Raw genomic sequence first — 25,751 nt, forward strand, 5'->3', positions numbered from 1 at the left:
TTGACCGTGTTTCCATGAAGGAACGCGGACACATGTGGGAGCGAGCTTGCTCGCGATGCTTTTAGCGGCTACGCAAACCTTCCAGCAACTTGTGCGTCGGATACCCATCCGCCGGCCAGCCAAACGACTGCTGGGCGCTGCGGATCGCTTTGCGGGTATTGGCGCCGATGATGCCGTCGGCGGTGCCCGCGTCATAGTTCTGGGTGCTCAGCAGGTTTTGCAGCTCGATCCGTTCGCTACGGCTCAGCGGCAAATCGTCTTTCGGCCAGGAACCATTGATCAGACCGGCATCGTTGAAACGCTCGGATAGCAGGCTCACTGCCAGAGCGTAGGACGACGAGTTGTTGTACTTGAGGATCGCGCGGAAGTTGTCGAGTACCAGGAACGCCGGGCCGCGATAACCGGCCGGCAGCAGCAGGGCGGCCGACAGGTGTTCGGCGCCTGCCGGAACCTGCGCACCATTGGGCAGCGACACCCCCAGTTGCAGCCATTCAGCGACGCTCTTGCGAATCGTGCCGTCGGCCAGAACGTAGTTGAAGCTTCCCGGCAGTTGCACTTCGAAGCCCCACGGCTGGCCTTTCTGCCAGCCGGAGCTTTGCAGGTAGTGCGCGGTCGAGGCCAGGGCATCGGCGGGGCTGCCCCAGATATCGCGGCGACCGTCGCCATCGAAATCCACGGCGTGGGTGTTGTAGGTGGTCGGGATGAACTGGGTCTGGCCCATTGCGCCGGCCCAGGATCCGAGCATTTTCTCCGGCGTGATATCGCCCTGTTGCAGGATCTGCAGGGCGGCGATCAGTTGCGCATGGGCAAAGCCCGGGCGCCGGCCTTCATAGGCCAGGGTCGCCAGGGAGTTGATCACTGACTTGGTGCCTTGGAACTGCCCGAAGTTACTCTCCATCCCCCACACCGCAACCAGCGCCTGGCGGTCGACGCCGTAGCGCTGCTCGATGCTTTGCAGAATGTCGGCGTATTGGCTGACCAGCGCCTGGCCTTTGCGCACTCGCAGCGGCGACAGCGCGCCATCGAGGTATTCCCACACCGGGCGGGAAAACTCTGGCTGGCTGCGGTCGGCGCGGATCACGCTGTCATCGAAGCTGACATTGGCGAAGGCGCGGTCGAACAGGTCGGCGCGAATCCCGGCGGCCAGGGCGTCCTTGCGGAAACCGGCCTGCCATTCAGCGAAGGTCTGGGTCGGCAGGATGTCGAGGTTTTCACCGGTCGGCACCACGGGCGGAATCACCGCAGGCGCAGTGGCGACGGGGAGGGTTTGAAGCGGTTGGGCGTCGGCGGCGGTCGGTTTTTCCGCGCAGGCGACAAGCAATATGAGGCTGGAGGCAGCAATCAATTGGCGAACGTGCCAACGACGGGAAAGACAAAGGGGCATGCACAGGTCCAGGGAATACGAATCAGGTGCAGACCTTAACATGGAGAAGGGGGGTTCTGCTTTAAGCAGCCAGAAAGTAAGAAGCCTCCCAGCTATTAGACTGGAAGGCTTCGCGGCGGTAGCTGCCTTTGCCCTTGCCGGCTCGTTCCTGACGGCTGCGGAACAGTGGCTGGGCGATGATGGATTTGGCCTTGTTCGGGCCATTTTTAGATGGCTTTTTGCTCATGATGATTTCTCTCGGGTGTGTGGGTTTTGCGGGGGAAATAATCTGCTGAAGTTGGGGTTGTGTCTATAGGGGAAATGGGGGGACGGTAGTTGTAGGAAACAAGATCAAAAGATCGCAGCCTCGTTTCACTCGACAGCTCCTACGGGGCATGCATTCCAATGTAGGAGCTGTCGAGTGAAACGAGGCTGCGATCTTCTGATCTTACTCGGCAGGCAACGACAACCTTTGCCCGGCCATCAACAATGACAACCGACTCAAGCTCATCCACGGCGAACCCGCTGCCTGGCCTTTGATCTGCGCATCGATGCGCTGCGCTTCCAGCAACAACTGCGCCCAGCGTTGCGCCGAGTAGCGTTGCAGGGCTTTGCTCATCAGCGGTTTGCGTTTGTCCCAGACCGGCGGTCGGGCCGAACTGAAGGCTTTATCCAGCGGCACGCCCTGGCTGTATTGCAGCGACAGGTTGGCCAGCAGCCGCAGCTCCCGGGCCAAGGCCCAGAGAATCACCGGCGGTTCGACACCTTCACCGCGCAACCCTTCGAGCATGCGCAAGGCGTGAGCCGCTTCGCCGTTGAGGATCGCGTCGGTCAGCCCGAACACGTCAAAACGCGCACTGTCGGCCACGGCCGCCTGCACGGTTTCGACGGTGATCTGGCCACTTTCGGCCATCAGTTTGAGCTTTTCGATTTCCTGGGCGGCAGCCAACAGGTTGCCCTCGACCCGCGCGGCGATCAGCTCGACGGCGTCCTGGCTGGCGGACAGCCCGGCCTGGGACAACCGCTGGCGAATCCAGCTCGGCAACTGGTTGGCATCCACCGGCCAGATCTGCACGAACTGAGTCTGTGCACCTTCGACCAGTGCCTTGCCCCACTTGGTCTTCTGCGCGGCACCATCGAGCTTGGGCAGGCTGATCAGCAGCACGGTGTCTTCGGCCGGGCGCGCGCAGTATTCGATGAACGCAGCGGCGCCTTTGTCGCCGGGCTTGCCGGAGGGCAGGCGCAGTTCCAGAAGACGCTTTTCGGCGAACAGCGACATGCTGGCGCCGGCCTGCAGCAACGTCCCCCAGTCGAAACTGGCGTCGGCGGCAAAGACCTGACGTTCATCGAAACCTTGCTGACGGGCCGCGGCACGAATGGCGTCGGCGGCTTCCTGACACAGCAGCGGATCATCACCACTGATGATGTAGACCGGCGCGAGGGCACCTTGCAGGTGTTTGGCGAGTTGGGCGGGGGCGAGTTTCATAAGAGAGGGCAAACGGGGCGCCTGGGCGCCCCGTAAGTCTTACTGCTGCGGGATTTCGACAGGCGACTGACGCGGGGTTTCCGCTTCAGCCTTCTGGGCCGCGTTCAGGGCGTCGGCTTCAGCCTTGGCGCGAGCGCTGGCGGTCTTCTGCAATTGGTCCAACTGGGTCGGCGAGATTTGCTGCAAGCGCAATATCATGCGTTGAACCAGTTCACGACGGGTTTCTACCCGGGCAGTGGCCGCTTCCTGATCGGAACCCACCAGGTTGTTGCCGTCGTGAATGAAGATTTTTTCGACTTCAAGCTTGTCGCTCATCAACTCGAGGTTGCTCTCGCCACGAATGGTGTAGTTCAGCACGGTGGTCACCTGGTACTCACCTGTACGACCGGCACCGGCGTAGCTGAGGATGCGCTGGCTTTCCTGCTCATCCGTCAGAATCAACTTGTACGGTGCGCCGGTGTAAACCTTGACGCCGCTGCTCGACAGCACCTGACGCAATTGCGTCACGGTTTCGCCATAGGCGTTGCGGGCGCTCACGTCGAGTTCCTTGATCGCCAGTTCAGTGGTGCCGGTACCGCGCAGCTGGAAACCGCAGGCGCTCAACAGGACCGCGAGGCCCATCACCAGCAGATTGCGTTTGATCATCTTGTTGCTCCCCTTGAAACCAGGTGGGCCGACCGTGCGGCCCGAAAGGTTTAACTCGGCGCCAGGCTCACCTGGCGCCTGATCCAATTAGCTGGCGACGATATTGACCAGTTTCCCGGGCACTACGATCACTTTACGAATAGTCAGGCCATCGACGAAACGCAGCACGTTCTCGTTGGCCCGTGCGGCGGCTTCGACTTCTTCGCGAGTCGCGCTGGCCGGCATTTCAATCTGGCCGCGCAGTTTGCCGTTGACCTGAATCACCAATTGCAGACTGTCCTGCACCAGCGCGTTCTCGTCCAGCACCGGCCAGCCTGCATCGATCACCGGGTCGGCATGACCCAGTTGATTCCACAGTTCGTGGCTGATGTGCGGCGTGATCGGCGCCAGCAGCAGGGTGACGGTTTCGAGGCCTTCGTGAATCAGCGCGCGATCCTGTCCGGTGCCTTGCGGGGCTTTTTCCAGCACGTTCATCAGCGTCATCACCTGGGCGATGGCGGTGTTGAATTTGTGGTTCTGGCCGACGTCGTGGCTGGCCTGTTTGATGGCCTGGTGGATCGAACGGCGAATGACTTTCTGTTCGTCGTTCAGGCTGGCGATGTCCAGTTTGCCCGGCAGGCCCTGGGTAACGTGCGCTTGAGCCAGACGCCAGACGCGCTTGAGGAAACGGTGCGAACCCTCTACGCCGGAATCGGACCATTCCGCGCTCATGTCCGGTGGCGAGGCGAACATCATGAACAGGCGGCAGGTGTCTGCGCCGAACTGGTCAATCATCGACTGTGGGTCGACGCCGTTGTTCTTGGACTTGGCCATCTTCTCGGTGCCGCCGATTTCCACCGGCAGGCCGTCTGCGATCAGTTTGGCGCTGATAACCTTGGCCTTGCTGTCGCGCTCGAGTTCCACGTCCGCCGGGTTGAACCAGGTGTAGGCGCCATTGGCTTCGCGACGGTAGTAAGTCTCGGCGATCACCATGCCCTGGGTCAGCAGGTTCTTGAACGGCTCGTTGGAGCTCACCAGGCCTTCGTCACGCATCAACTTGTGGAAGAAGCGCGCGTACAGCAGGTGAAGAATCGCGTGTTCGATGCCGCCGATGTACTGATCCACCGGCAACCAGTGGTCGGCCGCGGATTTTTCCACCAGACCGCCTGCATAGTGCGGGGAGGCGTAGCGGGCGTAGTACCACGAGGACTCGACGAAGGTGTCCATGGTGTCGGTTTCACGCTTGGCCGGTGCGCCGCATTTCGGGCAACTGCACTCGTAGAACTCGGGCATGCGTGCCAGTGGCGAGCCGGCGCCGTCCGGCACCACGTCTTCCGGCAACACGACCGGCAGTTGATCTTCCGGGACCGGCACATCACCGCAGGTTTCGCAGTGGATGATCGGGATCGGGCAGCCCCAGTAGCGCTGACGGCTGATGCCCCAGTCGCGCAGGCGGAACTGGGTGCGCGAGGCGCCGAGGTTTTTCTTGATCAGCGCGACTTCCATGGCGTCGAAGGCGCCTTCGAAATCGAGGCCGTCGAACTCGCCGGAATTGATCAGCGTGCCGTGTTCGCCATAGGCGTCCTGCCATGGCGACGGGTTGGTGTCACCGGAGCTGGTGCGCACCACGGATTTGATCGGCAGGTTGTACTTGGTGGCGAACTCGAAATCACGCTCGTCGTGCGCCGGAACCGCCATTACCGCGCCATCGCCGTAGTGCATCAGCACATAGTTGGCGACCCACACCGGGAGTTTCTCACCGGTCAGCGGGTGCTCGACGAACAACGAGGTCGGCAGGCCTTTTTTCTCTTGGGTGGCGACGTCGGCTTCGGCGACGCTGCCGCCCTTGCATTCAGCGATGAACGCTTGCAGCTCGGGGTTGTTCTGCGCAGCCAGGGCGGCCAAATGGTGTTCGGCGGCCACGGCGACGTAGGTCGCGCCCATCAGGGTGTCCGGACGGGTGGTGAAGACTTTCAGTACGCCGCTTTCGCCAATGGAATCGACGTTGTACGGGAACTGCACTTCCATGCCCCGGGACTTGCCGATCCAGTTGCGCTGCATGGTCTTGACCTGTTCAGGCCAGCCCGGCAGATCGTCGAGGCTCGACAGCAGCTCATCCGCGTAAGCGGTGATCTTGAAGTAGTACATCGGGATTTCGCGCTTTTCGATCAGCGCGCCGGAACGCCAGCCGCGACCGTCGATCACCTGTTCGTTGGCCAGGACGGTCTGGTCGACCGGGTCCCAGTTCACGGTGCCGCTCTTCTTGTAGATCACGCCTTTTTCGAACAGGCGAGTGAACAGCCATTGTTCCCAGCGGTAGTAATCCGGCTTGCAGGTGGTCACTTCGCGGGACCAGTCCACCGCCAGGCCCAGGCTGCGCAGCTGGGTTTTCATGTAGGCGATGTTTTCGTAGGTCCACTTGGCGGGCGCTACGTTGTTCTTCATCGCGGCGTTTTCCGCCGGCATGCCGAAGGCGTCCCAACCCATGGGTTGCAGGACGTTCTTGCCTTGCATGCGCTGATAGCGGGAGATCACGTCGCCGATGGTGTAGTTACGCACGTGCCCCATGTGTAGCTTGCCGCTGGGGTAAGGGAACATCGACAGGCAGTAGAAAGTCTCCTTGCCTGGCTGTTCACTGACTTCAAAGGACTTTTGCTCGTCCCAGAACGACTGGGCGGCGGCTTCGATTTCACGGGGCTGATATTGTTCGTGCATGGCTACTTTTGAACTGAATAGGGGGGGCCTAATCCTCTTCAATGCAACGCCGGACGGTGATCACGCCAAATTGGCGTTTCGGTGTCCAGGCGAGCTGGAAGTGGAGTTACAGGAAGCGCCGTAGCATACATGACCGCACTCTATCGAGGGAAACCCTGATTACAGGCGCAAGGTCGCTCAAAACCTGCCGCGAGGGCCGTTGGTCGCTGGGTTCAGCCGGTTTGTTCATGGAAGCTAAGCTCCTAATTGGGGAGTGAGTCTTATCTTCAATGAGGTGAGGGATGGTTGAGTCACAACGCAAAGTTACAAAACCGGAGCTGTATGAACGACTGATCGATCGTCTGGGGATGGCTCTGGACGCGGCGAAAACCGCCGATCGGTTGCGTGATGAACGTCCCCTGGAGCTGGAATTGCGTGGCCTGAGCCCCGCAGAGTTTGCATTGGTCAAGGCGTATCTGGATCGCAGTGAACGTGAAACACACGGATGCTTGTCAGCAGCAGTGAAGCAACTCGACGCACCACGTTCGGCCAAGATCATCTGGCTCAAGGACAAAGCACCCGGCAGGGACGCGGCAAAGGTCCGGTCTCTGCAATTCAAGTAAGGGCACTTGAAGCCATGACCCATGGTTTTTGAAGCATAGTCCTTCCGTATCAGTTGTCGCATTGCGTCAACCCTCTTAGGCTTCGGGCATCTTTGGAGATGCTCGATGCCTTTTCGTTATTTCGTAAAACAACTTCTGTTGCCGCCCGGCATTCTGTTGCTGTTGCTGGCGCTTGCCTGGTGGTTGCGCCGCTCAAGGCCGCGACTGGCCGGGTTGTGCTTTGCGCTGGGGCTTGGCGGCTTCTGGCTGATGAGTTTGCCGGTGGTGGTGCAATGGAGCGCCAAGGCGCTGGAGCGCGAACCGCCGCTGGCGCGCGAGGAGTGGGCGACCCTGGGGCAGCGGGCTGATGCCATCGTGGTGCTGGGCTCCGGGCGTGAACGCGGAGATTTGGCTTGGGGCGCGGATCAGCCGACTGGCGTAGGCCTGGAGCGCGAGCGGTATGCGGCGCGGCTGGCCAAGGCGTCCGGTTTGCCGATCCTTACGAGCGGTGGATTGCATTACGACACACCGCCCAGCGAAGCCAAATTGATGGCGGATTCGCTGCTCGATGATTTTGGTGTGACGGTGCGTTGGCAGGAAGGACGCAGCCGCACGACCTGGGAAAACGCCCAGTTCAGTGCGCAGGTGCTGTTGCCGGAAGGCATCAAGCGCGTGGTGGTGGTGACTCAGGCCTGGCATATGCCGCGGGCGGTCTGGAGTTACCAGCAGGCAGGATTTGACGTGGTGCCTGCGCCGGTGGGGTTTTTAGGCGGGGACAATGCCCGGCCGCTGGGCGGCTGGATGCCTGAGTTCAAGGCGATCTGGCAGAGTGGGCAGTTGCTGAATGAGGCGGTGGGGCAGGTGGGGTATTCGGTGTTTTATCGAGGGGATGCTGGGGCTGATTGATTTGGTGCCCGTGATGCCGCCTTCGCGAGCAAGCCCGCTCCCACATTAAAAACCGCATGCTCATGAGAGAACTCGGTCGAATGTGGGAGCGGGCTTGCTCGCGAAGCTTTTAAACGGTTTTCGCCATCCGGCTGGCAATCAGCGCCCAACCAAACAACAGCACGCACACAATGATCAGCGGCCAAGAACGCCATTCCAGATACGGCGTCAGGTTGTGCATCGGCACCACTTCGCCGTACAGAATCCCGCGTTCGAACTGCGGAATCTGCGCCGTAATCTGCCCGAACGGGTTGATCAAACCGGTCACACCATTGTTGGTGGCGCGGATCATCCAGCGACCAGCCTCCAGCGCGCGCATCTGTGCCATCTGCAAATGTTGCAGCGGGCCGATGGATTTGCCGAACCAGGTGTCGTTGCTGATGGTCAGCAGCAAATCGCTGCGGGCGGCCAGGCTGGCGGCGAACTCCGGGTAGACCACTTCATAGCAAATGAACGGGGCTATCTGATAACCCTTGGCTTGCAGCATGGCCTGATCGGCCGGTCCGCGGGCAAAGTCCGACATCGGCAAGTCGAAGAACGCGATCAGCCCGCGCAACACATCCTGCAACGGCACGTACTCGCCGAACGGCACCAGTTTCTGCTTGAGGTAAGTGCCATCGCCTTCACCGACCACGGTGATGCCGTTGAAGAAACGGCGCTCGTGCCGGACTTCCTGGCGAATCGGTACGCCGGTAATCAGCGCCGTCTTACGCTCTGCGGCGAAATTTCCCATCATGGTCAAGTAGCCCTCGGCGGACTCCTTGAGCACCGGTACTGCGGTTTCCGGCCAGATCAGCAAATCGACCCGCTTGGAGCTGAAACTCATGTCGCGGTACAGCGCCAACTGGGCGTTGAGCTGCGCCGGGTCCCATTTCATGCTTTGTTCGATGTTGCCCTGGATGGCGGCGACACTCAGGGCCGGGCCTGCCGGGCTGGTCCAGGCATGTTCCTTGAGCGCAATGCCCGCGATCCATGGCCCGGCCAGCAACACCACGCCAGCGGCAATGAAGCCCTTGCGACCCGTGCGAATCAGCCGTGGCGCGTTCCAGATCAGCGCTGCCGTCAGGGCCAGGGTGAAGGAAATCAGCCACATCCCGCCGACCGGCGCGAGCCCGGCCAATGGGCCGTTGAGCTGGCTGTAACCGGAATAGAGCCACGGAAAACCGGTGAGGAACCAGCCACGAAACGCCTCCTGGCCGACCCACAACGCCGCAAACGCCAAGGCATCGGCCAGCGGTGCTTCATTACGGCGCAACCAGCGCGCCCAGATCCAGGCGGGCAGGGCGAAGAACCAGGCAATCGCCGCGGTGAAGATCAGCATCAGGAAACCGGCGAGCAGCACCGAGGCGCCGCCGAAGTTGTGAATGCTGTAGTAGATCCAGCTAGTGCCGGCGCCAAACAGGCCGAAACCGAAACACCAGCCACGACCCAAGGCCTGACGAGGACTCAGTTCACGCAAACCGGCATAGAAGAAACCGACCGCCAGCAACGCCAGCGGCCAGATATCGTACGGCGCCAACGCCAGGGTGGTGATTGCACCGGCCGCCACGGCCAGCAGGTTACTGGGCCAGCCGGGGCGGGTTACGCGGAGCAAGGGGTGTGTCATCAGCTATTTCCTGTATCGCGCCGGGTCTGCTGTTACGCAGGGCAAGGCGCGAGGAGAGTGGTTTGGTTTTTCAAATGAGCGACGAGTAACGCAGCCCTGCGTAACAGCAGGCCCGGCCCTTCGGGTTGCGCCTGAAAGCGGGCCATGCTGCGTTGCAGCCCTTGGAAAGGGAATGCGATTCCCTGCGGACTGCGCCTTGCCTGGCCCGCTTTCAGGCGCAACGCGATGCAGGAAATAGCTGATGACACACCCCTAATCCTTAGAGTTACCGGGCAATTGGAGTCAGGCGCAGCAAATGAATTCGACGGCTGTCGGCGTTCAAGATCCGGAAGCGATACGGACCGATTTCAGTGATTTCGTTACGTTTGGGCAAGTGCCCGAACGCGCTCATCACCAGACCGCCCACCGTGTCGAACTCGTCGTCGGAAAACTCGCTGTCGAAGAACTCGTTGAAGTTCTCGATCGGCGTCAACGCCTTGATCAGGAAGTCACCGCTGGGCAGTGGCTTGATGTAGCTGTCTTCTTCGACGTCATGCTCGTCTTCAATGTCGCCGACGATTTGTTCCAGCACGTCTTCGATGGTCACCAGGCCGGCCACACCGCCGTATTCGTCAATGACGATGGCCATGTGGTTGTGGTTGGCGCGGAACTCGCGCAGCAGCACATTCAGGCGCTTGGACTCCGGCACGAAGGTGGCCGGGCGCAGCAGATCCTTGATGTTGAAGCTGTCGCCGTTCTCCTTGAGGATTAACGGCAGCAAGTCCTTGGCCAGCAACACGCCCATCACGTCATCGTGGCTTTCGCCGATCACCGGGTAGCGGGAGTGGGCCGAGTCGACCACGGCAGGCAGGAACTCGCGAGGTGTCTGGGTCGCCTTGATGCTGACCATTTGCGAGCGCGGGACCATGATGTCCCGGACTTGCAGGTCAGCTACCTGGATGGCGCCTTCGACGATGGCCAGCGCTTCGCTGTCCAACAGTTTGTTCTGGTGTGCGTCGCGCAGCAGCTCCAGCAGCTCCTGGCGGTTCTTCGGCTCGTGGGCAAAAGCCTGGGTGAGCTTACCCAGCCATGACTTCTGCCCGTTGCTCGATCGATCTTCGCTCATAGCGATTACTCTGAATCCTTTGTTGTAACGATGGGGGTTGTGTCTGTTTCGTCGTCCGCATAAGGGTCGGGATAGCCCAACTCGGCAAGCAACGTTCGTTCCAGTGCTTCCATTTCCTCGGCTTCCTCGTCATCTATATGGTCGTAACCAAGCAGATGCAAGCTGCCGTGAATGACCAGATGCGCCCAATGGGCCTTTAGTTCCTTGCCTTGTTCCGCAGCTTCGCGCTCGACCACCGCCACGCAGATCACCAGATCGCCCAGCAGGGGAATGTCGAGAAACTCATCGGGAACATCGGCCGGGAACGACAAAACGTTGGTGGCGTAGTCTTTTTGCCGCCAGGTGAAGTTCAGCTCGCGGGCTTCTTCATCATCGACCAAGCGAATGGTCATTTCGGAGTCGGCCGTGCGCTGGCGCAGGGCCAGTTCGCACCATTGGCGGAACTCGGCTTCGCTCGGTGCAGGCGCTTCGGTGGCCAGTTGCAGATCAAGCTCAAGCATCGTGGCGTTTGTCCTTTGGCGTTTCATCGGCAACGCGATTCTCGAAACGCTCGTAGGCTTCGACAATGCGCTGCACCAACGGGTGGCGCACGACGTCCTTGGGCATGAAATGGGTGAAGCTGATACCCGGCACGTCTTTGAGCACTTCGATCACATGGTGCAGCCCGGACTTGGTGCCTTTTGGCAGGTCGACCTGGGTGATGTCACCAGTGATGACGGCGGTGGAGCCAAAGCCGATCCGGGTCAGGAACATCTTCATTTGCTCGACGGTGGTGTTCTGGCTTTCGTCGAGAATGATGAAACTGTTGTTCAGCGTGCGGCCGCGCATATAGGCCAGCGGTGCCACTTCGATGACCTGGCGCTCGATCAGCTTGGCCACGTGTTCGAAGCCGAGCATTTCGTAGAGCGCGTCATACAGTGGGCGCAAGTACGGGTCGATTTTTTGCGACAGATCGCCGGGCAGGAAGCCGAGCTTTTCGCCCGCCTCAACTGCCGGACGCACCAGCAGGATGCGGCGAATCTGCTCGCGTTCCAGCGCATCTACCGCGCAGGCGACGGCCAGATAGGTCTTGCCGGTACCGGCCGGGCCGATGCCGAAATTGATGTCGTTACCGAGGATTTCCTTCACGTAGCGCAACTGATTCAAGCCGCGAGGGCGAATCATGCCTTTTTTGGTGCGCAGCGCGACGGAGGGTTCGCCGGGGGAGACGTTGTCCAGCTCTTCGACGGCTGATTCCTGCAGGAACAGGTGAACCGTATCCGGCGACAGGTCGGTACCTTTGGTTTCCCGGTACAGACGACGAATCAGATTTTCCGCGGAAGTGGTGTGCTTGGGGTCGCCGATCAGTTCGAACTGATTTCCGCGATTGCGGATCTCGATGGTCAGGCGCTGTTCGATCAAGCGCAGATGCTCGTCGAATTGCCCGCACAGGTTGGCGAAGCGGCGAGCCTCAAAGGGCTCGAGGATGAAACGATGTGGTTCGATGGGTGCGTTCAAGGTCGTATTTAGCCGCCCTGGGGCAATTAAGATGAAATCAAGGATAACGCCAGAGGGCTGGGTGCGAAAGCTCTTAAATAACCCAAGGCCCAACACCGATCCCTGTAGGAGCAAAGCTTGCTCGCGATGAACGATAACGCGGTCTGTCAGATAGACCGCAGTGCTGCCATCGCGGGCAAGCCTTGCTCCTACAGGTTATGTGGTGATTACTGGATCAGCGAGCCCCGCAACGAGTGCGGCTGTGCGGCATCGATGTGCACGTCGGCGAACTGGCCGATCAGGGTTGGATTGTCGCAGCGGAAGTTGACGATTCGATTATTCTCGGTCCGGCCTTGCAGTTCGCCAGGGTCTTTTTTCGAATAATCGGTCACCAGAATGCGCTGGGTCGAACCGACCATTTGTCGGCTGATCTCGAAACCCTGCTGATTGAGGCGATGTTGCAGCGCGTTCAGGCGTTCTTTTTTCAGCGCTTCCGGCGTCTCGTCGGCCAGGTCGGCGGCCGGAGTGCCCGGGCGCTGGCTATAGACGAACGAGTAGGAAAAGTCGAAACCGACGTCTTCGATCAGCTTCATGGTCTGTTCGAAGTCTTTCTCGGTTTCGCCCGGGAAGCCGACGATGAAGTCCGAACTGATGCAGATCCCCGGCACGGCGGCCCGCAGTTTGCGCAGTTTGGATTTGTATTCCAGCGCGGTGTGGTTGCGCTTCATCGCCGACAGAATCCGGTCTGAACCTGATTGCACCGGCAAGTGCAGGTGTTTCACCAGTTCCGGCACTTCGGCGTGGGCCTGGATCAGGCTGTCGGAAAATTCCAGCGGGTGCGACGTGGTGTAGCGAATCCGGTCGATGCCATCGACGGCGGCGACCACGCGGATCAGCTCGGCCAGGTCCGCCAGGCGACCGTCGTGGGTGGTGCCGCGATAACCATTGACGTTCTGCCCCAGCAGGGTCACTTCACGCACGCCGTTTTCGGCCAGGTGAATGATTTCGGCGAGCACGTCGTCGAACGGCCGGCTGACTTCCTCACCACGGGTATAAGGCACAACGCAGAACGTGCAGTACTTGCTGCAACCTTCCATCACCGACACATAAGCGCTCGGGCCATCGATACGAGGCTCGGGCAAGTGGTCGAACTTTTCGATTTCCGGGAACGAGACGTCCACTTGCGGCAGTTTGGTGGCGCGGGCGGCGTCGATCATTTCCGGCAGGCGGTGCAGGGTTTGCGGGCCAAACACCACGTCCACATACGGCGCGCGATCGCGGATGGCCGCGCCTTCCTGGCTGGCCACGCAACCGCCGACGGCGATCACCATGTCCGGGTTGGCCAGTTTCAGTTCGCGCCAGCGGCCCAGTTGCGAGTAGACCCGGTCCTGGGCGCGTTCGCGGATGGAGCAGGTGTTGAGCAGGATCACGTCGGCATCTTCAGCGCGAGCGGTGACTTCCAGGGCCTGGTGTTCACCCAGCAGATCGACCATGCGCGAGCTGTCGTACTCGTTCATCTGGCAACCGTGGGTTTCGATGTAAAGCTTCTTGGCCATGGACCCCAGTCTCACGTGATTCAAAGAACCGCGCATTATAGGGAACATGTCCCAAGGTTCCTACCGTTGTGCGTCCGACGGCTATGCTATAGTTCGCGCCCTCATTTTTATCCCCGATGTGTTGCCCGCCCACCATGACCAAACGTGAAGCCCCAATCTACAAGGTGATTTTCCTCAACCAGGGCCAGGTGTACGAAATGTATGCCAAGCAGATCTATCAAAGTGATCTGTGGGGCTTCCTGGAAGTGGAAGAGTTCGTCTTTGGCGAGCGCACGCAAGTGGTCGTCGATCCGAGCGAAGAGAAACTCAAGGCTCAGTTCGAGGGCGTGGTGCGCAGTTTTGTGCCGATGCATTCGATCGTGCGCATCGACGAAGTCGAGCGCCTGGGCACGCCGAAAATCAGCGAAGCCCGTGGCGCGGTCGGCAATGTGATGCCGTTTCCGATGCCGATGCCGGATAAGTAAGAAGTAAGACCGAGTTGCCCCATTCGCGAGCAAGCCCGCTCCCACAGTAGACCGAGTCCTTAGGTTGGAACGCGGTTAAAGGTGGGAGCGGGCTTGCTCGCGAAGGGGGCAGTCAGAACAAAACAGAAATCAGGGAAGAGGCGAAAACGGCGTACGCCCATCCGCACTCTGCAATTCCATCAGATATTTACGGAAGATTTGCCCCAGCACCTGGGTAGCGACTTCCAGATCTTCGCGGGGCATTTTCTCGGCGACTTCGTCGGCGGTGTCCAACGCATCTTCTGCGCCGTTGACCGCGGCCATTTTCAGCACGATGTACGCCTGAACGTTATTGGCCGGCACGCCTTCGCCGTGGAAAAACATGGTGCCGAGTTTGAATTGCGCCTGGGCGTGGCCTTGCAGCGAGGCTTTTTCGAAGAATTTCAAGGCTTTGTCGAGGTCGCGCGGCGTGTTTTTGCCGTCGTAGTAGAACTCACCCAACTCGTATTGCGCTTGTGCATCCCCTTCATCCGACGCTTTCTGGCAGGCGGCGAGCGCTTGCGTCAGGTCTTGCGGCTGAGTATTGAGGGTGCAGCGACCCATCGCTGGGATCAACAACGAGTTGCCGCCTGCTTGTGCGTGCGCGAGCAGGGGCTGAAGGAGCAACAGGCAGCCCAATGCAAGGGTGCGGCCGGTGCGGTTCATGGGAATCGACTTACCTCTGAGGGGCGCGCGGACCCATCGAGGGATCCAATAAGCGCGCATTATGAAATAAGCAGGGCCAACCTTACAAAGTCTTTACTCGTTTTTCTGCTGCGCGGGGAATATATCGTCCACTTTGCGGGGGATTATCGGTGCAAGGGTAGGAAAAGACGCAGAAATGTAGGTAAAAGCTGACGCTGGCAATCGCCAACGTCAGCGGCACAGCATTATTTCAGTGCGGCAAAAGCGCGTTCAGCGGCATCGAGCGTCAGTTTCAACTCGGTTTCGCCGTGGGCGATCGAGGTGAAACCGGCTTCGAACGCACTCGGCGCCAGGTACACGCCGCCTTCCAGCATCAAGTGGAAGAAGCGCTTGAAGAGATTGGCGTCGCTGGACATCACGTCATCGAACGTCACGATGTCGTCGGCACCGCTGAAGTACAGGCCAAACATGCCGCCCGCCTGGGTGGTCACGAACGGAATGCCCGCGGCATCGGCGCGCTGTTGCAGGCCGTCGAGCAGGCGGCTGGTGTAGTCGCTCAGTTCGGCGTGGAAGCCCGGACGGCTGATCAGGCGCAGGGTGGTCAGGCCGGCGGCCATGGCCAGCGGGTTACCCGACAAGGTGCCCGCCTGGTACACCGGGCCCAGTGGCGCGATGTGCGACATGATTTCGCGCTTGCCGCCGAAGCAACCCACCGGCATGCCGCCACCAATGATCTTGCCGAAGGTGCTCAGGTCCGGCGTTACGCCGAAGTGCGCCTGGGCACCGCCGAGTGCTACGCGGAAACCGGTCATCACTTCGTCGAAGATCAGCACCACGCCGTGTTTGTCGCAGAGTGTGCGCAGGCCTTCGAGGAAGCCCGGTGCCGGTGGCACGCAGTTCATGTTGCCGGCCACCGGCTCGACGATGATGCAGGCCACGGTCTGGCCGACTTCGGCGAGCATGGTTTCCACGGCGTCGATGTCGTTGAACGGCAGGGTCAGGGTGTGTTTGGCGAAGTCAGCCGGCACACCGGCCGAACTCGGCACGCCTTGGGTCAGCAGGCCGGAACCGGCCTTGACCAGCAGGCTGTCGGAGTGACCGTGGTAGCAGCCTTCGAACTTGATGATCGCGTCGCGGCCGGTGAAGCCTCGAGCGAGGCGAATCGCACTCATGGTCGCTTCGGTGCCGGAGCTGACCATGCGCACCATTTCCATCGACGGCACGATCGAGCAGACCAGGTCGGCCATCTCGGTTTCCATCGCGGTCGGCGCGCCATAGGACAAGCCGTGTTCCAACTGTTTACGCACCGCGTCCAGCACGTCCGGGTGGCTGTGACCGAGGATCATCGGGCCCCAGGAACCGACGTAATCGACATAACGCTTGTCGTCTTCGTCGGTGACGTAGGCGCCTTCTGCGTGCTTGAAGAACAACGGCGTGCCGCCAACGCTCTTGAACGCGCGAACCGGCGAGTTCACGCCACCGGGAATGTGTTTTTGGGCATCGGCAAACAGGGTTTCGGAACGAGACATGATCGGGCTCTCAAATCGGATTTTAAGCTACTTAAATAGAAAGCAGTTCGTTGAAGGCGCGGGCGCGGCGGGTCACTTCAGCCGTGCTCTCGGCGCCAAACAGGCCATGGACCACCGCCAGCAGATCGACGCCGTGAGCTACCAGTGGCGCGGCGTTGTCCAGGGTGATGCCGCCAATCGCGCAGATCGGCAGGTGCAGTTTGCTGCGGGCCTGGTCGAGCAGGTCGAGGCTGCACGTCGGCGCGCCGGGTTTGGTGTTGGAGTTGAAGAAACGGCCGAAGGCGACGTAACTCGCGCCTTCCTTGGCGGCTTGTTCGGCGAGTTCGAGTTGCGCGTGGCAGGTCGAACCGATGATTGCCTGGCGACCGAGCAACGCGCGGGCCGGGGTCAATGGGCCGTCGGTCTGGCCCAGGTGCACGCCGACGTTCAGGCGCGCGGCGAGTTCGGCGTCGTCGTTGATAATCAACTGGGTCTTATAGCGGTCACACAAATCCCGCAGAGCTTCGGCCTCACGCAAGCGCCGGGCCTCGTCGCTGCTCTTGTCGCGGTATTGCAGCAGGACGACGCCGCCTTCAAGCGCCGCCTCCACGTACGAAAGAAATTTACCGGCCAGTAACTGGCTATCGGTAATGGCGTACAGGCCACGTAGTTTCATCGGGCAAGCCTCTGCGCATTACGCATCAAGAGTTACGAACAAAAATCCAGCGGCAGGCGGCGCGGCACGAATTGGCCTTTGCCCAACTGCTCGGCATCCCGCAGGGTGCGCCACGTGTAGTTAAGCGCGGTCTGCACGGCGCTGGCGAGGTTTTCACCCAGGGCCAGACGACCGGCCAGGGCGCTGGCCAGGGTGCAACCGGAACCGTGATAACTGCCGGGCAAACGCTGGCAGGTGAAGGTTTCGCGGCGACCGTCGCGGCTGTACAGGCGATTGTGGATTTCGTGTTCGTCGCCATGACCGCCGGTGATCAGCAGGTGTTTGACGAAGGGCAGGAGTTTTTCAGCGCACTCGTCTGCGGTGCCGTCGGGCAGTTCGGCGAGGATGCGGGCTTCGGGAAGGTTCGGGGTGGCAATGATCGACAGCGGCAGCAGGCGTTCGCGCATGGCGTAGCCGACTTCGTCCTTGCCCAGGCGTCCGCCGCCGCCGGCGCGCAGCACCGGGTCGCAGACCACCGGCAAATGCGGGTGCGCCGAGAGCAGTTCGACCACGGTGTCGACCATCTCCAGGGAACCGAGCATGCCCAGTTTGACGGCCGCGACTTCGGAGTCGTTGAGCACGGCATTGGCCTGGGCCAACACCCACTCACGATCGAGGACGCGGAAGTCAGTGACATTGACCGTGTCTTGCACGGTCAAGGCAGTGACGGCCGGGGCCGCATGACAACCCTGAGCGAGCAGGGCTTCGATATCTGCCTGCAAGCCGGCGCCACCACTTGGGTCGTGGCCGGAGAGACAGAGGACAACGGGGCGAGAGCTGTAGATATTCATGGTGCGCGAGCTTACCACCAGTCGACCAGCGAGTCATGACGCCCCATGTAGCAGATGCCGAGCCTGCATTAGGCCATGTAGCAGCTGCCGAGGCACGAGGCTGCGTTCGGCTGCGAAGCAGTCGTAAAACCTGAGCACACGGTCTTCCTGAAACACCGCGCCGCCTGATTTCACGACTGCTTCGCAGCCGAACGCAGCCTCGTGCCTCGGCAGCTGCTACAGGGCAACAGCTCTATCTCAAGGTGTAGCGCTGAAACGCCCGTTCTAGAGCCTCTGTAGGAAAAATTTCAATGGTGCTCAATGGCCATCAACGGCTATGCTAGAGTGGATCCAAACCAATAACAGGTAATACCGGTTTCACGTCTACTCAAAAGGAATGGGGGGCTTCCTGACACGACCGGACAGGCCACGCTGGGGCTTAAATGCGCTATTTGCTGATGTTGCTGTTGTGCTTGCCCCTCCTGGCGAGCGCCGTTGAATTTGACGAATTCACCCAGAGCCTTCCCCTGGGTCGAACCATGCAGGTGTACGAAGACGCGGGCGGTCAGGCGAGCATTGCCGATGTCCGTGCGCAAGCGGCCGCCGGCAACTTCAAAACCCACGACAAAGCCACCCTTAACGCCGGTTATTCGCGTTCGGTGTTCTGGCTGAAAATCGACCTGCAATACCGCCCGACCAACCCTCGGGCGCAACGCACCTGGTTGCTGGAACTGGCCTATCCGCCCCTCGATCACCTTGATCTGTATTTGCCCGATGCCGGCGGTGACTATCAACTGATCCGCCGCACCGGTGACGCTTTGCCGTTTGCCAGCCGCGAGATCCGTCAAAACAACTACCTGTTCAATCTGGACTTCAAGCCCGACCAGGCGCAAACCGTGTACCTGCGTCTGCAAAGCGAAGGCTCGATCCAGGCGCCGGTGACGTTGTGGTCGAGTACCGCGTACCTCGAAGAGCAGCCAGTGCGCCTCTATGTGCTGGGTTTGATCTACGGCGTGTTACTGGGGATGGTGGTTTACAACCTGTTCATCTTCCTGAGCGTGCGTGACACCAGCTACCTCTATTACATCTTCTATATCGCCTCGTTCGGCTTGTATCAGCTGTCGGTGAATGGCGCGGCGGTGGAGTATTTCTGGCCGGACGACCCTTGGTGGGCCAACGCCGCGACGCCGTTCTTCATCGGCTGCGCCGGGCTGTTCGGCAGCCAGTTCGCCCGTAGTTTCCTGCAGACCGCGCAACACAGTCGCTGGCTCGATCGCCTGTTGTTGGGATTGATCGTGTTTGGTGCAGTGGTGGTCGGCTTGTCGCTGATGACCAGTTACGCCCTGGCCCTGCGCCTGGCGACGACCCTTGCACTGCTGTTTACCGTGGTGATTTTTGCCGCCGGGATTTTCGCCTGGGGCCGCGGCCTGCGGGTGGCGCGTTATTTCATCATCGCCTGGTCGGCGTTTTTGCTCGGCGGCATCGTCAATACGCTGATGGTGCTGGGCTACCTGCCGAACGTGTTCCTGACCATGTACGCCAGCCAGATCGGTTCGGCGATCGAAGTGGCGCTGCTGTCCCTGGCGCTGGCCGATCGCATCAACGCCATGCGCGAGCAACAGGCGCAAACCCTGGTCGATGCCGGGCAGAAGCTTGAAGTGCTCAATCAGCAACTGGCGCGCAGTAACAAGCTCAAGGATGAATTCCTCGCCACCCTGACCCACGAACTGCGCACCCCGATGAACGGCGTGATCGGTTCGCTGGAGTTAATGCAGACCGTCGAGATGGATCCGGAACTGGAGCAATACCAGCAAACCGCCGCAGGTTCGGCGCGGGACATGATGCGCATGGTCAATGGCATCCTGACCCTGACCGAGTTGCAGGCCGGCAAGCTCAAGGCTTACCCGCAATCCTTCAGCCTGCGCGGTGTGGTCGAGACCTTGCGCTCGCAGTTCGAGGGCAATGCGTCGGGCAAGTCGCTGGACCTCAAGGTTGACGTGACGCCGGGGCTGCCCGATCGCCTGCTCGGTGACAGCAGCAAACTGGCGCAATGCCTGGAATGCCTGCTGGACAACGCCATCAAGTTCACCCGGGTCGGCGGCGTGGCGTTACGGGTGACGGGCAAGACCGTGGAGGAGGGGCGGCTGGCCCTGTCCTTTGCGGTGATCGACACCGGCATCGGCTTTACCGACTTGGGCGAGGCGACCATGTATCAGCGCTTCTTCCAGCTCGATGGCTCGATGACCCGCGAATACGGTGGCCTGGGCGTTGGTTTGGCGATCTGTCGGCAATTGGTCGAGTTACTCGGTGGGCGCCTGACCCATCGCTCTGAACCGGGGCGTGGCAGTCGTTTCCAACTGGACATCGAGGTTGATTTGCCCGTGGTGGAACCGGTGCCTGCGCCGTTGATGCCCCGGGACGTTGCCCGCCTGCGCCTGCCTCAGGACTGCACCGTGTTGTTGGTCGATGACAGCAGCATCAATCAACTGGTGATGCGCGGCATGTTGCTCAAGCTTGGGTTCCGGGTACGCACCGCCGACAGCGGCGCCACCGCGCTCGATCATTTGCAGCGTGAAGTGTTTGATGCGGTATTGCTCGATTGTCAGTTGCCACTTCCGGACGGTGCGTCCCTGTGTTGCCAGATCCGCGGCTTGCCGGGTTGCGCAGAGTTGCCGGTGTTCATGGTTGCCCTGAACGTGGATCGAGAGCACTGCCCGACCGGTGCGTTGATCGACTACCTGAGCAAACCGGTGAAATTCGAGGAGTTGCAGGCCGCACTTTATCGGCGAGTACTTTGTTACGAGATAGGGTGAAAGCGCCGACATTTAGGCGCGTATGACACTTTGTTCAGCCAAGGGCCGGTGCTTAACTGAAGTTCTGGCTGACCAAAGGAGCCCCGTCATGAACCTGCATCAGTTCGCCGAAACCCACGAAGTCACCAACCAGCCACCGTCGCTGGACGGCACCAATCTTTATCGCATCGACTTGCCGTTGCAGGAGTGGTCGCGACGTTTTGGTGCCGGTTGGGCCGAGTCGCGGATCGACGCTTATGGCGCCCTGGCCGGCGGACCGCTGATGGAAGCCGGGTTCCTGGCCAATCAGAACAAGCCAGTGTTCGTCAGCCATGACCGCTATGGTCATCGCATCGACCTGGTGGAATTTCATCCGGCCTATCACGAACTGATGCGCACGGCGGTCGAACACGGTTTGACCTCGCTGCCGTGGGCGCATCCGCAGTCCGGCGCCCACGTCGCCCGCGCTTCCATGACTTACTTGCACAGTCAGGCTGAGGCCGGCAGTGGTTGCCCGCTGACCATGACCTTCGCCAGCGTGCCGGCGATGCGCCTGCAACCGGATCTGGCCGAGCAATGGCTGCCGAAAATCCTCGCCACCGAATACGACCCGCGCAACGTCGGCATGGCCCATAAGGCCGGCGTCACCATCGGCATGGCCATGACCGAGAAACAGGGCGGCACCGACGTGCGGGCCAACACCACCAAGGCGTACCCGGTCGGCGCCAGTGGTCCGGGCCAGGCGTATGAACTGGTGGGGCACAAGTGGTTCTGTTCGGCGCCGATGTGCGATGCCTTCCTGACCCTGGCCCAGACCGACAAGGGCCTGACCTGTTTCCTGCTGCCGCGCCATCGCCCGGACGACACGCGCAATCAGTTCTACATCCAGCGCTTGAAAAACAAGCTCGGCAACTGCTCCAACGCCTCCAGCGAAGTGGAGTTCCGTGGTGCGCTGGCGTGGATGATCGGCGAAGAAGGCCGGGGCGTGCCGACCATCATCGAAATGGTCGCCATGACGCGCTTCGATTGCATGGTCGGCTCCAGCGCGCTGATGCGCCAGGCCCTGACCCAGGCCAGCCATCACTGCGCCCATCGCACGGTGGGCGGCAAGTTGCTCAGCGAACAACCGTTAATGCAGAACGTGCTGGCCGACCTGGCGCTGGAAAGCGAAGCCGCCCTCGCGCTGAGCCTGCGTATGGGCAAGGCACTGGATCATCTGGATGACAGCCATGAAGCCAAATTCGCCCGGCTGGTGACGGCAGTGGGTAAATACTGGATCTGCAAACGCGCGCCGGGAATGATCAACGAAGCCGCCGAATGCATGGGCGGAGCCGGTTATGTCGAAGAAAGCATCCTGCCGCGCCTGTACCGTGAGGCGCCGGTGAATTCGACGTGGGAAGGTTCCGGCAACGTGCAATGCCTCGATGTGCTGCGAGCCTTGTCGAAAGAGCCGGGCGTGCTGGATGTGTTGTTCAGCGAGTTGGGCGATGGGCATGGCGACAAACGTCTGGCGGCGCACATCAGTCAGTTGCAGACGGCGTTCAAGGACACCCGCGACATTCAATACCGCGCCCGTCAATTGACCGAGGCCATTGCGCTGGGGCTTCAGGCCAAGTTGTTGTTGGAGGCGGGGAATGCGGCGGTCAGTGATGCCTTTATCGCCAGCCGCCTCGGTTCGGCGGGCCGGGTTTATGGCGCGTTGCCGCGCGGGCTGGATGTTGAGGCGCTGGTCGCGCGTTCAACCCCACATTTGTAGGCGACCCAGATCCCCTGTGGGAGCGAGCTTGCTCGCGATAGCTGCCGCACAGTCAACATCTATGTCGCCTGTGACTCAGTCATCGCGAGCAAGCTCGCTCCCACAGGGGGCGGTGGTGATCAAGGCAGTTGCGATCAACACGCCACTGTTCCCGTCCGACGACGATGCAGGCAAGATGAAGGTCTGCAAGTCAGAACACAGGAAGCTGATCGTGACCGAAGCGTTTATTGTCGTTCAAACCGCCGAACAAGCCGTAGACCGGCTCGCCGCCCTGCATGAGCAGGCAACGTCTGCGTTGAGCCAGGCGCTCAAGCGTTACCTCAAGGATCGAGTCGAACCGGACGCCGAACAGCGTGCGATGTTTCGTTACCCCGAATTGCGCCTGACCTACCTCTGCCAGGGCGAAGTCCCACAGACCACCCGTGCCTACGCCAAGGTGCAATTGCCGGGCACCTACAGCGTTACCGTCACCCATCCGGCGGCGTTTCGTAAGTATTTGCTGGAACAACTGGTGCCGTTGATGCACGACTTCACCGTCACGGTGGAAGTCGGTGTGAGCAAGCAGAACATTCCGTATCCGTACGTGGTCGAGCAGGGCGATGAGCTCGCCGGTTCCGGCGTCACTGCTGCCACGCTGGCCCGGGTGTTCCCGAGTACCGACCTGTCCGCCGCCACCGATGGCATTGCCGATGGTTTGTACGACTGGGAAAACACCGATCCGCTGCCCCTGGCCCTGTTCGATGCGGCGCGGGTGGATTTCTCCCTGCGCCGACTGGTGCATTACACCGGTAGCGATTGGCGGCATGTGCAGCCGTGGATCCTGCTGACCAACTACCACCGCTATGTGGACCAGTTCATCGTCCATGGCCTGGAGCAGTTGCGCAGCGACCCGCGTTTCGTGCGTATGGTCTTGCCGGGCAACGTGATCATCGAGAAGAGCATGGATCACGGCGAAGCCTCGGCGATTGCCGCTGGCGTGGTCTGGCACCGTTACCAGATGCCGGCCTATCACCTGATCGCCACCGATGGCCACGGCGTGACCCTGGTGAACATCGGCGTCGGCCCGTCCAACGCCAAGAACATCACCGACCACTTGGCCGTGCTGCGTCCGCATTGCTGGCTGATGATCGGACACTGCGGCGGCTTGCGTCAGTCCCAGACCATTGGCGACTACGTGTTGGCCCACGCTTATATGCGCCGCGACGGGATTCTCGACCGGGTCGTGCCGCCGAACATTCCGATCCCGGCCCTGGCCGAAGTGCAGATGGCGTTGCAGCAAGCGGCGGCGAACATCACCGGCGAGAAGGGCGACGAGCTGAAAAAACGCCTGCGCACCGGCACCGTGCTGACCTACGACGACCGTAACTGGGAATTGCGCTGGGCTCAGGAGCGGCCGTTGATCAACCTGTCCCGCGCTGTAGCGGTGGACATGGAAAGCGGCACCATTGCCGCGCAAGGTTATCGCCTGCGGGTGCCGTACGGCACGTTGCTCTGCGTGTCGGACAAACCGTTGCACAGCGAAATCAAGCTGCCGGGTTCGGCCAACGCCTTCTATGAGCGCGCGGTCAGTCAGCACTTGAAGATCGGCATCGAGGCGGTGGATCTGTTGCGCACCGAACTCAACTCGTTGCACTCGCGCAAACTGCGCAGCTTTGACGAGCCGCCGTTCCGCTGATAGTTGTCATGGTCATTTGACGGTCAGGGCACTAGCATTAGCAGCCCTGACCGTTAGATGTTCCCTTTCCCATGTCTCGTCCTCCACGTCCCGTTTCCCGCCGCCCCGGCGCGAATAGCCCGCAAGCCGCCCCGCGCCGTGCCGCCAAAGCGCCACCGGCCGAGCCAAAGCTGATTCTGTTCAATAAACCGTTCGATGTGCTGACGCAATTCAGCGACGGAGAAGGGCGGGCGACGCTCAAGGATTACATCGAGATTCCCGGGATCTACCCGGCCGGGCGACTGGATCGCGACAGCGAAGGCTTGTTGCTGCTGACCAACGACGGCCAACTGCAGGCGCGAATCGCCGACCCGAAACACAAATTGGCCAAGACGTATTGGGTGCAAGTGGAAGGCGAGCCGAGCGCCGAGCAGTTGCAGCGCTTGCGCGATGGCGTCGAGTTGAACGACGGCATGACCTTGCCCGCCGAGGCGCGGCAGCTTGAGGAGCCGCAGCTGTGGCCGCGCAATCCGCCGGTACGCTTTCGCAAGAGCGTGCCGACTAGCTGGCTGGAACTGGTGATTCGCGAGGGTCGCAACCGTCAGGTGCGGCGCATGACCGCGGCGGTCGGTTTGCCGACCTTGCGCCTGGTGCGGGTCAGAATTGGCGACTGGACAATCGAAGGGCTCGATCAGGGCCAGTGGAAGGAAGTGCCCGCGCGGTTATGAATGGTTTTCGATGTACGCGATGACCACGCTTTTGATGATGAACGCGAAGATCCCCAGGCCCAGTACAAAAAACAGGATCATGGTGCCGAACTTGCCAGCCTTGGACTTCTTCGCCAGATCCCAGACGATGAAACCCATGAAAATGATCAGGATGCTGACCAGGCCAGTCATCATCCACTCTTCGAATACTGCAGGATCCATCGAACATCTCCAGCGCGGGCGAGGCTAAAAGGGCGGGGCGAGTATACGGCACGGTGAGTGGGGCGAGCATTGACCTGCGGCAGTGTGTCGCGGTTATTCGTCGCCTGTGCCGGCCCGCAGGAACCTGTAGGAGCTGGTACGAGCTGTCGAGTGAAACGAGGCTGCGATCTTTTGATCTTATTTTTAAAAATCAAAATCAAAAGATCGCAGCCTCGTTTCACTCGACAGCTCCTACAAATGGCATTCCTAGCTGCGCAGATGAGTGAGCGGCAACTCAGTGCTGTTCAACACCTGATTCAACACAAAACTCGACCGCACACTGGTGACACCCTCAATCCGCGTCAAATGCCCCAGCAGCAGTTTTTGATAGTGATCCATATCCGGCACCACCACCTTCAGTTGATAGTCCGCGTCCATCCCCGTCACCAGGCTGCATTCCAGCACCTGCGGCAAGGTACGGATCGCAGCCTCGAAGTTTTCGAAACGCTCGGGCGTATGACGGTCCATGCCGATCAACACGTAGGCCGTGAGGCTCAGGCCGAGCATCTTGCGGTCCAGCAAAGCCACTTGGCGTGAGATATAGCCGTCATCTTCCAGCTGTTTGACCCGGCGCGAGCAGGGCGAAGGCGACAGGCCGATGCGTTCGGCCAGTTCCTGGTTTGAGATGCGTGCGTCACGCTGCAATTCCGCCAAAATGCTCAAGTCGTATCGGTCGAGTTTGCTCATCAATCAGGCCTTTGTCATAACTATTGCGGCGGATTATCTATCCAGGGTTAAAAATTGCGCAAGTGATGTTTATTTGAGCAATCTTCGCAATCCTCTGCCGACGCCCCAGGCCTATTCTTATTACCAGAATCACTGCTCGGACAAACAGTCCACAGCGGCTCGCCCAATCAGGCCAGCCGCGGCCGCCACCCCCATCGGGGATGTGCCGGCCCCCGAGCTACACACTGTCCAGAAGACGGCGTGAGGTGAGCCGACGTCATAAGCGTCGAGCACGGACGAAGTTCTCAAAGGGAGGCCGACGGGTCTCCCTTTTTTAT

Annotated in this window: 23 protein-coding genes; 7 read left to right on the forward strand and 16 right to left on the reverse strand. The window is 60.6% G+C overall.

Going from position 1 to position 25,751, the window contains the following annotated elements:
• Positions 1-61 precede the first annotated feature (61 nt).
• The 5 genes from HB680_RS31730 to leuS all read right to left on the reverse strand — a co-directional run bounded on the left by HB680_RS31730 (position 62) and on the right by leuS (position 6,188).
• Complete coding sequence (locus HB680_RS31730) at positions 62-1,384, reverse strand: lytic murein transglycosylase (RefSeq protein WP_213942211.1); 1,323 nt, start codon at positions 1,382-1,384, stop codon at positions 62-64.
• Positions 1,385-1,445: 61 nt separating this feature from the next.
• Positions 1,446-1,610 carry an alternative ribosome rescue factor ArfA gene (gene arfA / locus HB680_RS31735; RefSeq protein WP_094470475.1) on the reverse strand — a complete coding sequence of 55 codons (165 nt, stop codon included), beginning with the start codon at positions 1,608-1,610 and terminating at the stop codon, positions 1,446-1,448.
• Between the two features lie 201 nt (positions 1,611-1,811).
• On the reverse strand, positions 1,812-2,849 hold the full coding sequence (gene holA / locus HB680_RS31740) for a DNA polymerase III subunit delta (RefSeq protein WP_213942224.1): 1,038 nt from the start codon (positions 2,847-2,849) through the stop codon (positions 1,812-1,814).
• A gap of 39 nt (positions 2,850-2,888) precedes the next feature.
• Positions 2,889-3,494, reverse strand: a complete 606-nt coding sequence (gene lptE, locus HB680_RS31745) for an LPS assembly lipoprotein LptE (protein ID WP_213942212.1) — start codon at positions 3,492-3,494, stop codon at positions 2,889-2,891.
• An 87-nt stretch (positions 3,495-3,581) separates the two neighbouring features.
• The gene (gene leuS / locus HB680_RS31750) at positions 3,582-6,188 is read right to left on the reverse strand and encodes a leucine--tRNA ligase (protein WP_213942213.1); all 2,607 of its coding nucleotides are present in this window, start codon (positions 6,186-6,188) and stop codon (positions 3,582-3,584) included.
• A gap of 281 nt (positions 6,189-6,469) precedes the next feature.
• Between leuS and HB680_RS31755 the strand changes: the two genes are divergently transcribed.
• Together HB680_RS31755 and HB680_RS31760 are read left to right on the forward strand one after the other, a co-directional pair.
• Positions 6,470-6,790 (forward strand): hypothetical protein, encoded by a 321-nt coding sequence (locus tag HB680_RS31755; protein WP_213942214.1) that lies wholly within the window; start codon positions 6,470-6,472, stop codon positions 6,788-6,790.
• 105 nt (positions 6,791-6,895) lie between these two features.
• Positions 6,896-7,675, forward strand: a complete 780-nt coding sequence (locus HB680_RS31760) for a YdcF family protein (RefSeq protein ID WP_213942215.1) — start codon at positions 6,896-6,898, stop codon at positions 7,673-7,675.
• A 109-nt stretch (positions 7,676-7,784) separates the two neighbouring features.
• Here HB680_RS31760 and lnt read toward each other — a convergent pair whose 3' ends face one another.
• The 5 genes from lnt to miaB form a co-directional block, all read right to left on the reverse strand.
• Entirely contained in the window at positions 7,785-9,308 is a 1,524-nt protein-coding gene (gene lnt, locus HB680_RS31765) for an apolipoprotein N-acyltransferase (protein WP_213942225.1), read from the reverse strand.
• A gap of 277 nt (positions 9,309-9,585) precedes the next feature.
• Complete coding sequence (locus HB680_RS31770) at positions 9,586-10,425, reverse strand: HlyC/CorC family transporter (protein WP_027924283.1); 840 nt, start codon at positions 10,423-10,425, stop codon at positions 9,586-9,588.
• 5 nt (positions 10,426-10,430) lie between these two features.
• The gene (ybeY, locus tag HB680_RS31775) at positions 10,431-10,925 is read right to left on the reverse strand and encodes an rRNA maturation RNase YbeY (protein ID WP_213942216.1); all 495 of its coding nucleotides are present in this window, start codon (positions 10,923-10,925) and stop codon (positions 10,431-10,433) included.
• Positions 10,918-11,922 (reverse strand): PhoH family protein, encoded by a 1,005-nt coding sequence (locus tag HB680_RS31780; protein WP_213942217.1) that lies wholly within the window; start codon positions 11,920-11,922, stop codon positions 10,918-10,920. The genes ybeY and HB680_RS31780 overlap by 8 nt, the downstream gene beginning before the upstream one ends.
• 206 nt (positions 11,923-12,128) lie before the next feature.
• Positions 12,129-13,457, reverse strand: coding sequence for a tRNA (N6-isopentenyl adenosine(37)-C2)-methylthiotransferase MiaB (gene miaB / locus HB680_RS31785; RefSeq protein ID WP_213942218.1), 1,329 nt, complete (start codon positions 13,455-13,457; stop codon positions 12,129-12,131).
• A 134-nt stretch (positions 13,458-13,591) separates the two neighbouring features.
• Here miaB and HB680_RS31790 point away from each other — a divergent pair, with 134 nt between their 5' ends.
• Positions 13,592-13,921 (forward strand): DUF1820 family protein, encoded by a 330-nt coding sequence (locus HB680_RS31790; RefSeq protein WP_045062075.1) that lies wholly within the window; start codon positions 13,592-13,594, stop codon positions 13,919-13,921.
• 129 nt (positions 13,922-14,050) lie between these two features.
• Here HB680_RS31790 and HB680_RS31795 read toward each other — a convergent pair whose 3' ends face one another.
• The 4 genes from HB680_RS31795 to HB680_RS31810 all read right to left on the reverse strand — a co-directional run bounded on the left by HB680_RS31795 (position 14,051) and on the right by HB680_RS31810 (position 17,598).
• Entirely contained in the window at positions 14,051-14,605 is a 555-nt protein-coding gene (locus HB680_RS31795) for a tetratricopeptide repeat protein (protein ID WP_123596755.1), read from the reverse strand.
• A 224-nt stretch (positions 14,606-14,829) separates the two neighbouring features.
• A complete protein-coding gene (gene hemL / locus HB680_RS31800; protein ID WP_213942219.1) occupies positions 14,830-16,113 on the reverse strand; it encodes a glutamate-1-semialdehyde 2,1-aminomutase in 1,284 nt (427 codons plus the stop codon).
• Between the two features lie 31 nt (positions 16,114-16,144).
• Positions 16,145-16,768, reverse strand: a complete 624-nt coding sequence (gene thiE / locus HB680_RS31805; RefSeq protein ID WP_213942220.1) for a thiamine phosphate synthase — start codon at positions 16,766-16,768, stop codon at positions 16,145-16,147.
• A 32-nt stretch (positions 16,769-16,800) separates the two neighbouring features.
• On the reverse strand, positions 16,801-17,598 hold the full coding sequence (locus HB680_RS31810; RefSeq protein WP_213942221.1) for a hydroxymethylpyrimidine/phosphomethylpyrimidine kinase: 798 nt from the start codon (positions 17,596-17,598) through the stop codon (positions 16,801-16,803).
• Between the two features lie 422 nt (positions 17,599-18,020).
• On the opposite strand from HB680_RS31810, the gene HB680_RS31815 reads away from it, so the two are divergent.
• From HB680_RS31815 to HB680_RS31830, 4 genes are all read left to right on the forward strand, one after another.
• Positions 18,021-20,390 (forward strand): hybrid sensor histidine kinase/response regulator, encoded by a 2,370-nt coding sequence (locus tag HB680_RS31815; RefSeq protein ID WP_213942222.1) that lies wholly within the window; start codon positions 18,021-18,023, stop codon positions 20,388-20,390.
• Positions 20,391-20,478: 88 nt separating this feature from the next.
• Entirely contained in the window at positions 20,479-22,125 is a 1,647-nt protein-coding gene (locus HB680_RS31820) for an acyl-CoA dehydrogenase family protein (RefSeq protein ID WP_213942223.1), read from the forward strand.
• 175 nt (positions 22,126-22,300) lie between these two features.
• Positions 22,301-23,800 (forward strand): AMP nucleosidase, encoded by a 1,500-nt coding sequence (gene amn, locus HB680_RS31825; RefSeq protein ID WP_213942226.1) that lies wholly within the window; start codon positions 22,301-22,303, stop codon positions 23,798-23,800.
• A gap of 71 nt (positions 23,801-23,871) precedes the next feature.
• Positions 23,872-24,507 carry a pseudouridine synthase gene (locus tag HB680_RS31830; RefSeq protein ID WP_256735658.1) on the forward strand — a complete coding sequence of 212 codons (636 nt, stop codon included), beginning with the start codon at positions 23,872-23,874 and terminating at the stop codon, positions 24,505-24,507.
• Here the strand turns inward: HB680_RS31830 and HB680_RS31835 are convergent.
• Positions 24,502-24,708, reverse strand: a complete 207-nt coding sequence (locus HB680_RS31835; RefSeq protein WP_054052468.1) for a DUF2788 domain-containing protein — start codon at positions 24,706-24,708, stop codon at positions 24,502-24,504. The two genes, HB680_RS31830 and HB680_RS31835, sit on opposite strands and share 6 nt — an antisense overlap.
• Positions 24,709-24,954: 246 nt before the next feature.
• Entirely contained in the window at positions 24,955-25,434 is a 480-nt protein-coding gene (locus HB680_RS31840) for an Lrp/AsnC family transcriptional regulator (RefSeq protein WP_007937367.1), read from the reverse strand.
• Positions 25,435-25,751: the final 317 nt, after the last annotated feature.

This window comes from Pseudomonas sp. dw_612 (genome assembly GCF_018449725.1).
Taxonomy (GTDB): domain Bacteria; phylum Pseudomonadota; class Gammaproteobacteria; order Pseudomonadales; family Pseudomonadaceae; genus Aquipseudomonas.

Bases quoted from the DNA above. Each gene is read 5' to 3' on its own strand.
- thiE (WP_213942220.1), bottom strand. From the start codon at position 16,768: ATGAAACTACGTGGCCTGTACGCCATTACCGATAGCCAGTTACTGGCC.
- HB680_RS31815 (WP_213942222.1), top strand. From the start codon at position 18,021: ATGCGCTATTTGCTGATGTTGCTGTTGTGCTTGCCCCTCCTGGCGAGC.
- amn (WP_213942226.1), top strand. From the start codon at position 22,301: ATGAAGGTCTGCAAGTCAGAACACAGGAAGCTGATCGTGACCGAAGCG.
- HB680_RS31820 (WP_213942223.1), top strand. From the start codon at position 20,479: ATGAACCTGCATCAGTTCGCCGAAACCCACGAAGTCACCAACCAGCCA.
- HB680_RS31830 (WP_256735658.1), top strand. From the start codon at position 23,872: ATGTCTCGTCCTCCACGTCCCGTTTCCCGCCGCCCCGGCGCGAATAGC.
- HB680_RS31790 (WP_045062075.1), top strand. From the start codon at position 13,592: ATGACCAAACGTGAAGCCCCAATCTACAAGGTGATTTTCCTCAACCAG.
- miaB (WP_213942218.1), bottom strand. From the start codon at position 13,457: ATGGCCAAGAAGCTTTACATCGAAACCCACGGTTGCCAGATGAACGAG.
- arfA (WP_094470475.1), bottom strand. From the start codon at position 1,610: ATGAGCAAAAAGCCATCTAAAAATGGCCCGAACAAGGCCAAATCCATC.
- ybeY (WP_213942216.1), bottom strand. From the start codon at position 10,925: ATGCTTGAGCTTGATCTGCAACTGGCCACCGAAGCGCCTGCACCGAGC.
- lptE (WP_213942212.1), bottom strand. From the start codon at position 3,494: ATGATCAAACGCAATCTGCTGGTGATGGGCCTCGCGGTCCTGTTGAGC.
- HB680_RS31770 (WP_027924283.1), bottom strand. From the start codon at position 10,425: ATGAGCGAAGATCGATCGAGCAACGGGCAGAAGTCATGGCTGGGTAAG.
- HB680_RS31835 (WP_054052468.1), bottom strand. From the start codon at position 24,708: ATGGATCCTGCAGTATTCGAAGAGTGGATGATGACTGGCCTGGTCAGC.
- leuS (WP_213942213.1), bottom strand. From the start codon at position 6,188: ATGCACGAACAATATCAGCCCCGTGAAATCGAAGCCGCCGCCCAGTCG.
- HB680_RS31730 (WP_213942211.1), bottom strand. From the start codon at position 1,384: ATGCCCCTTTGTCTTTCCCGTCGTTGGCACGTTCGCCAATTGATTGCT.
- hemL (WP_213942219.1), bottom strand. From the start codon at position 16,113: ATGTCTCGTTCCGAAACCCTGTTTGCCGATGCCCAAAAACACATTCCC.
- HB680_RS31795 (WP_123596755.1), bottom strand. From the start codon at position 14,605: ATGAACCGCACCGGCCGCACCCTTGCATTGGGCTGCCTGTTGCTCCTT.
- HB680_RS31810 (WP_213942221.1), bottom strand. From the start codon at position 17,598: ATGAATATCTACAGCTCTCGCCCCGTTGTCCTCTGTCTCTCCGGCCAC.
- HB680_RS31755 (WP_213942214.1), top strand. From the start codon at position 6,470: ATGGTTGAGTCACAACGCAAAGTTACAAAACCGGAGCTGTATGAACGA.
- HB680_RS31840 (WP_007937367.1), bottom strand. From the start codon at position 25,434: ATGAGCAAACTCGACCGATACGACTTGAGCATTTTGGCGGAATTGCAG.
- holA (WP_213942224.1), bottom strand. From the start codon at position 2,849: ATGAAACTCGCCCCCGCCCAACTCGCCAAACACCTGCAAGGTGCCCTC.
- HB680_RS31760 (WP_213942215.1), top strand. From the start codon at position 6,896: ATGCCTTTTCGTTATTTCGTAAAACAACTTCTGTTGCCGCCCGGCATT.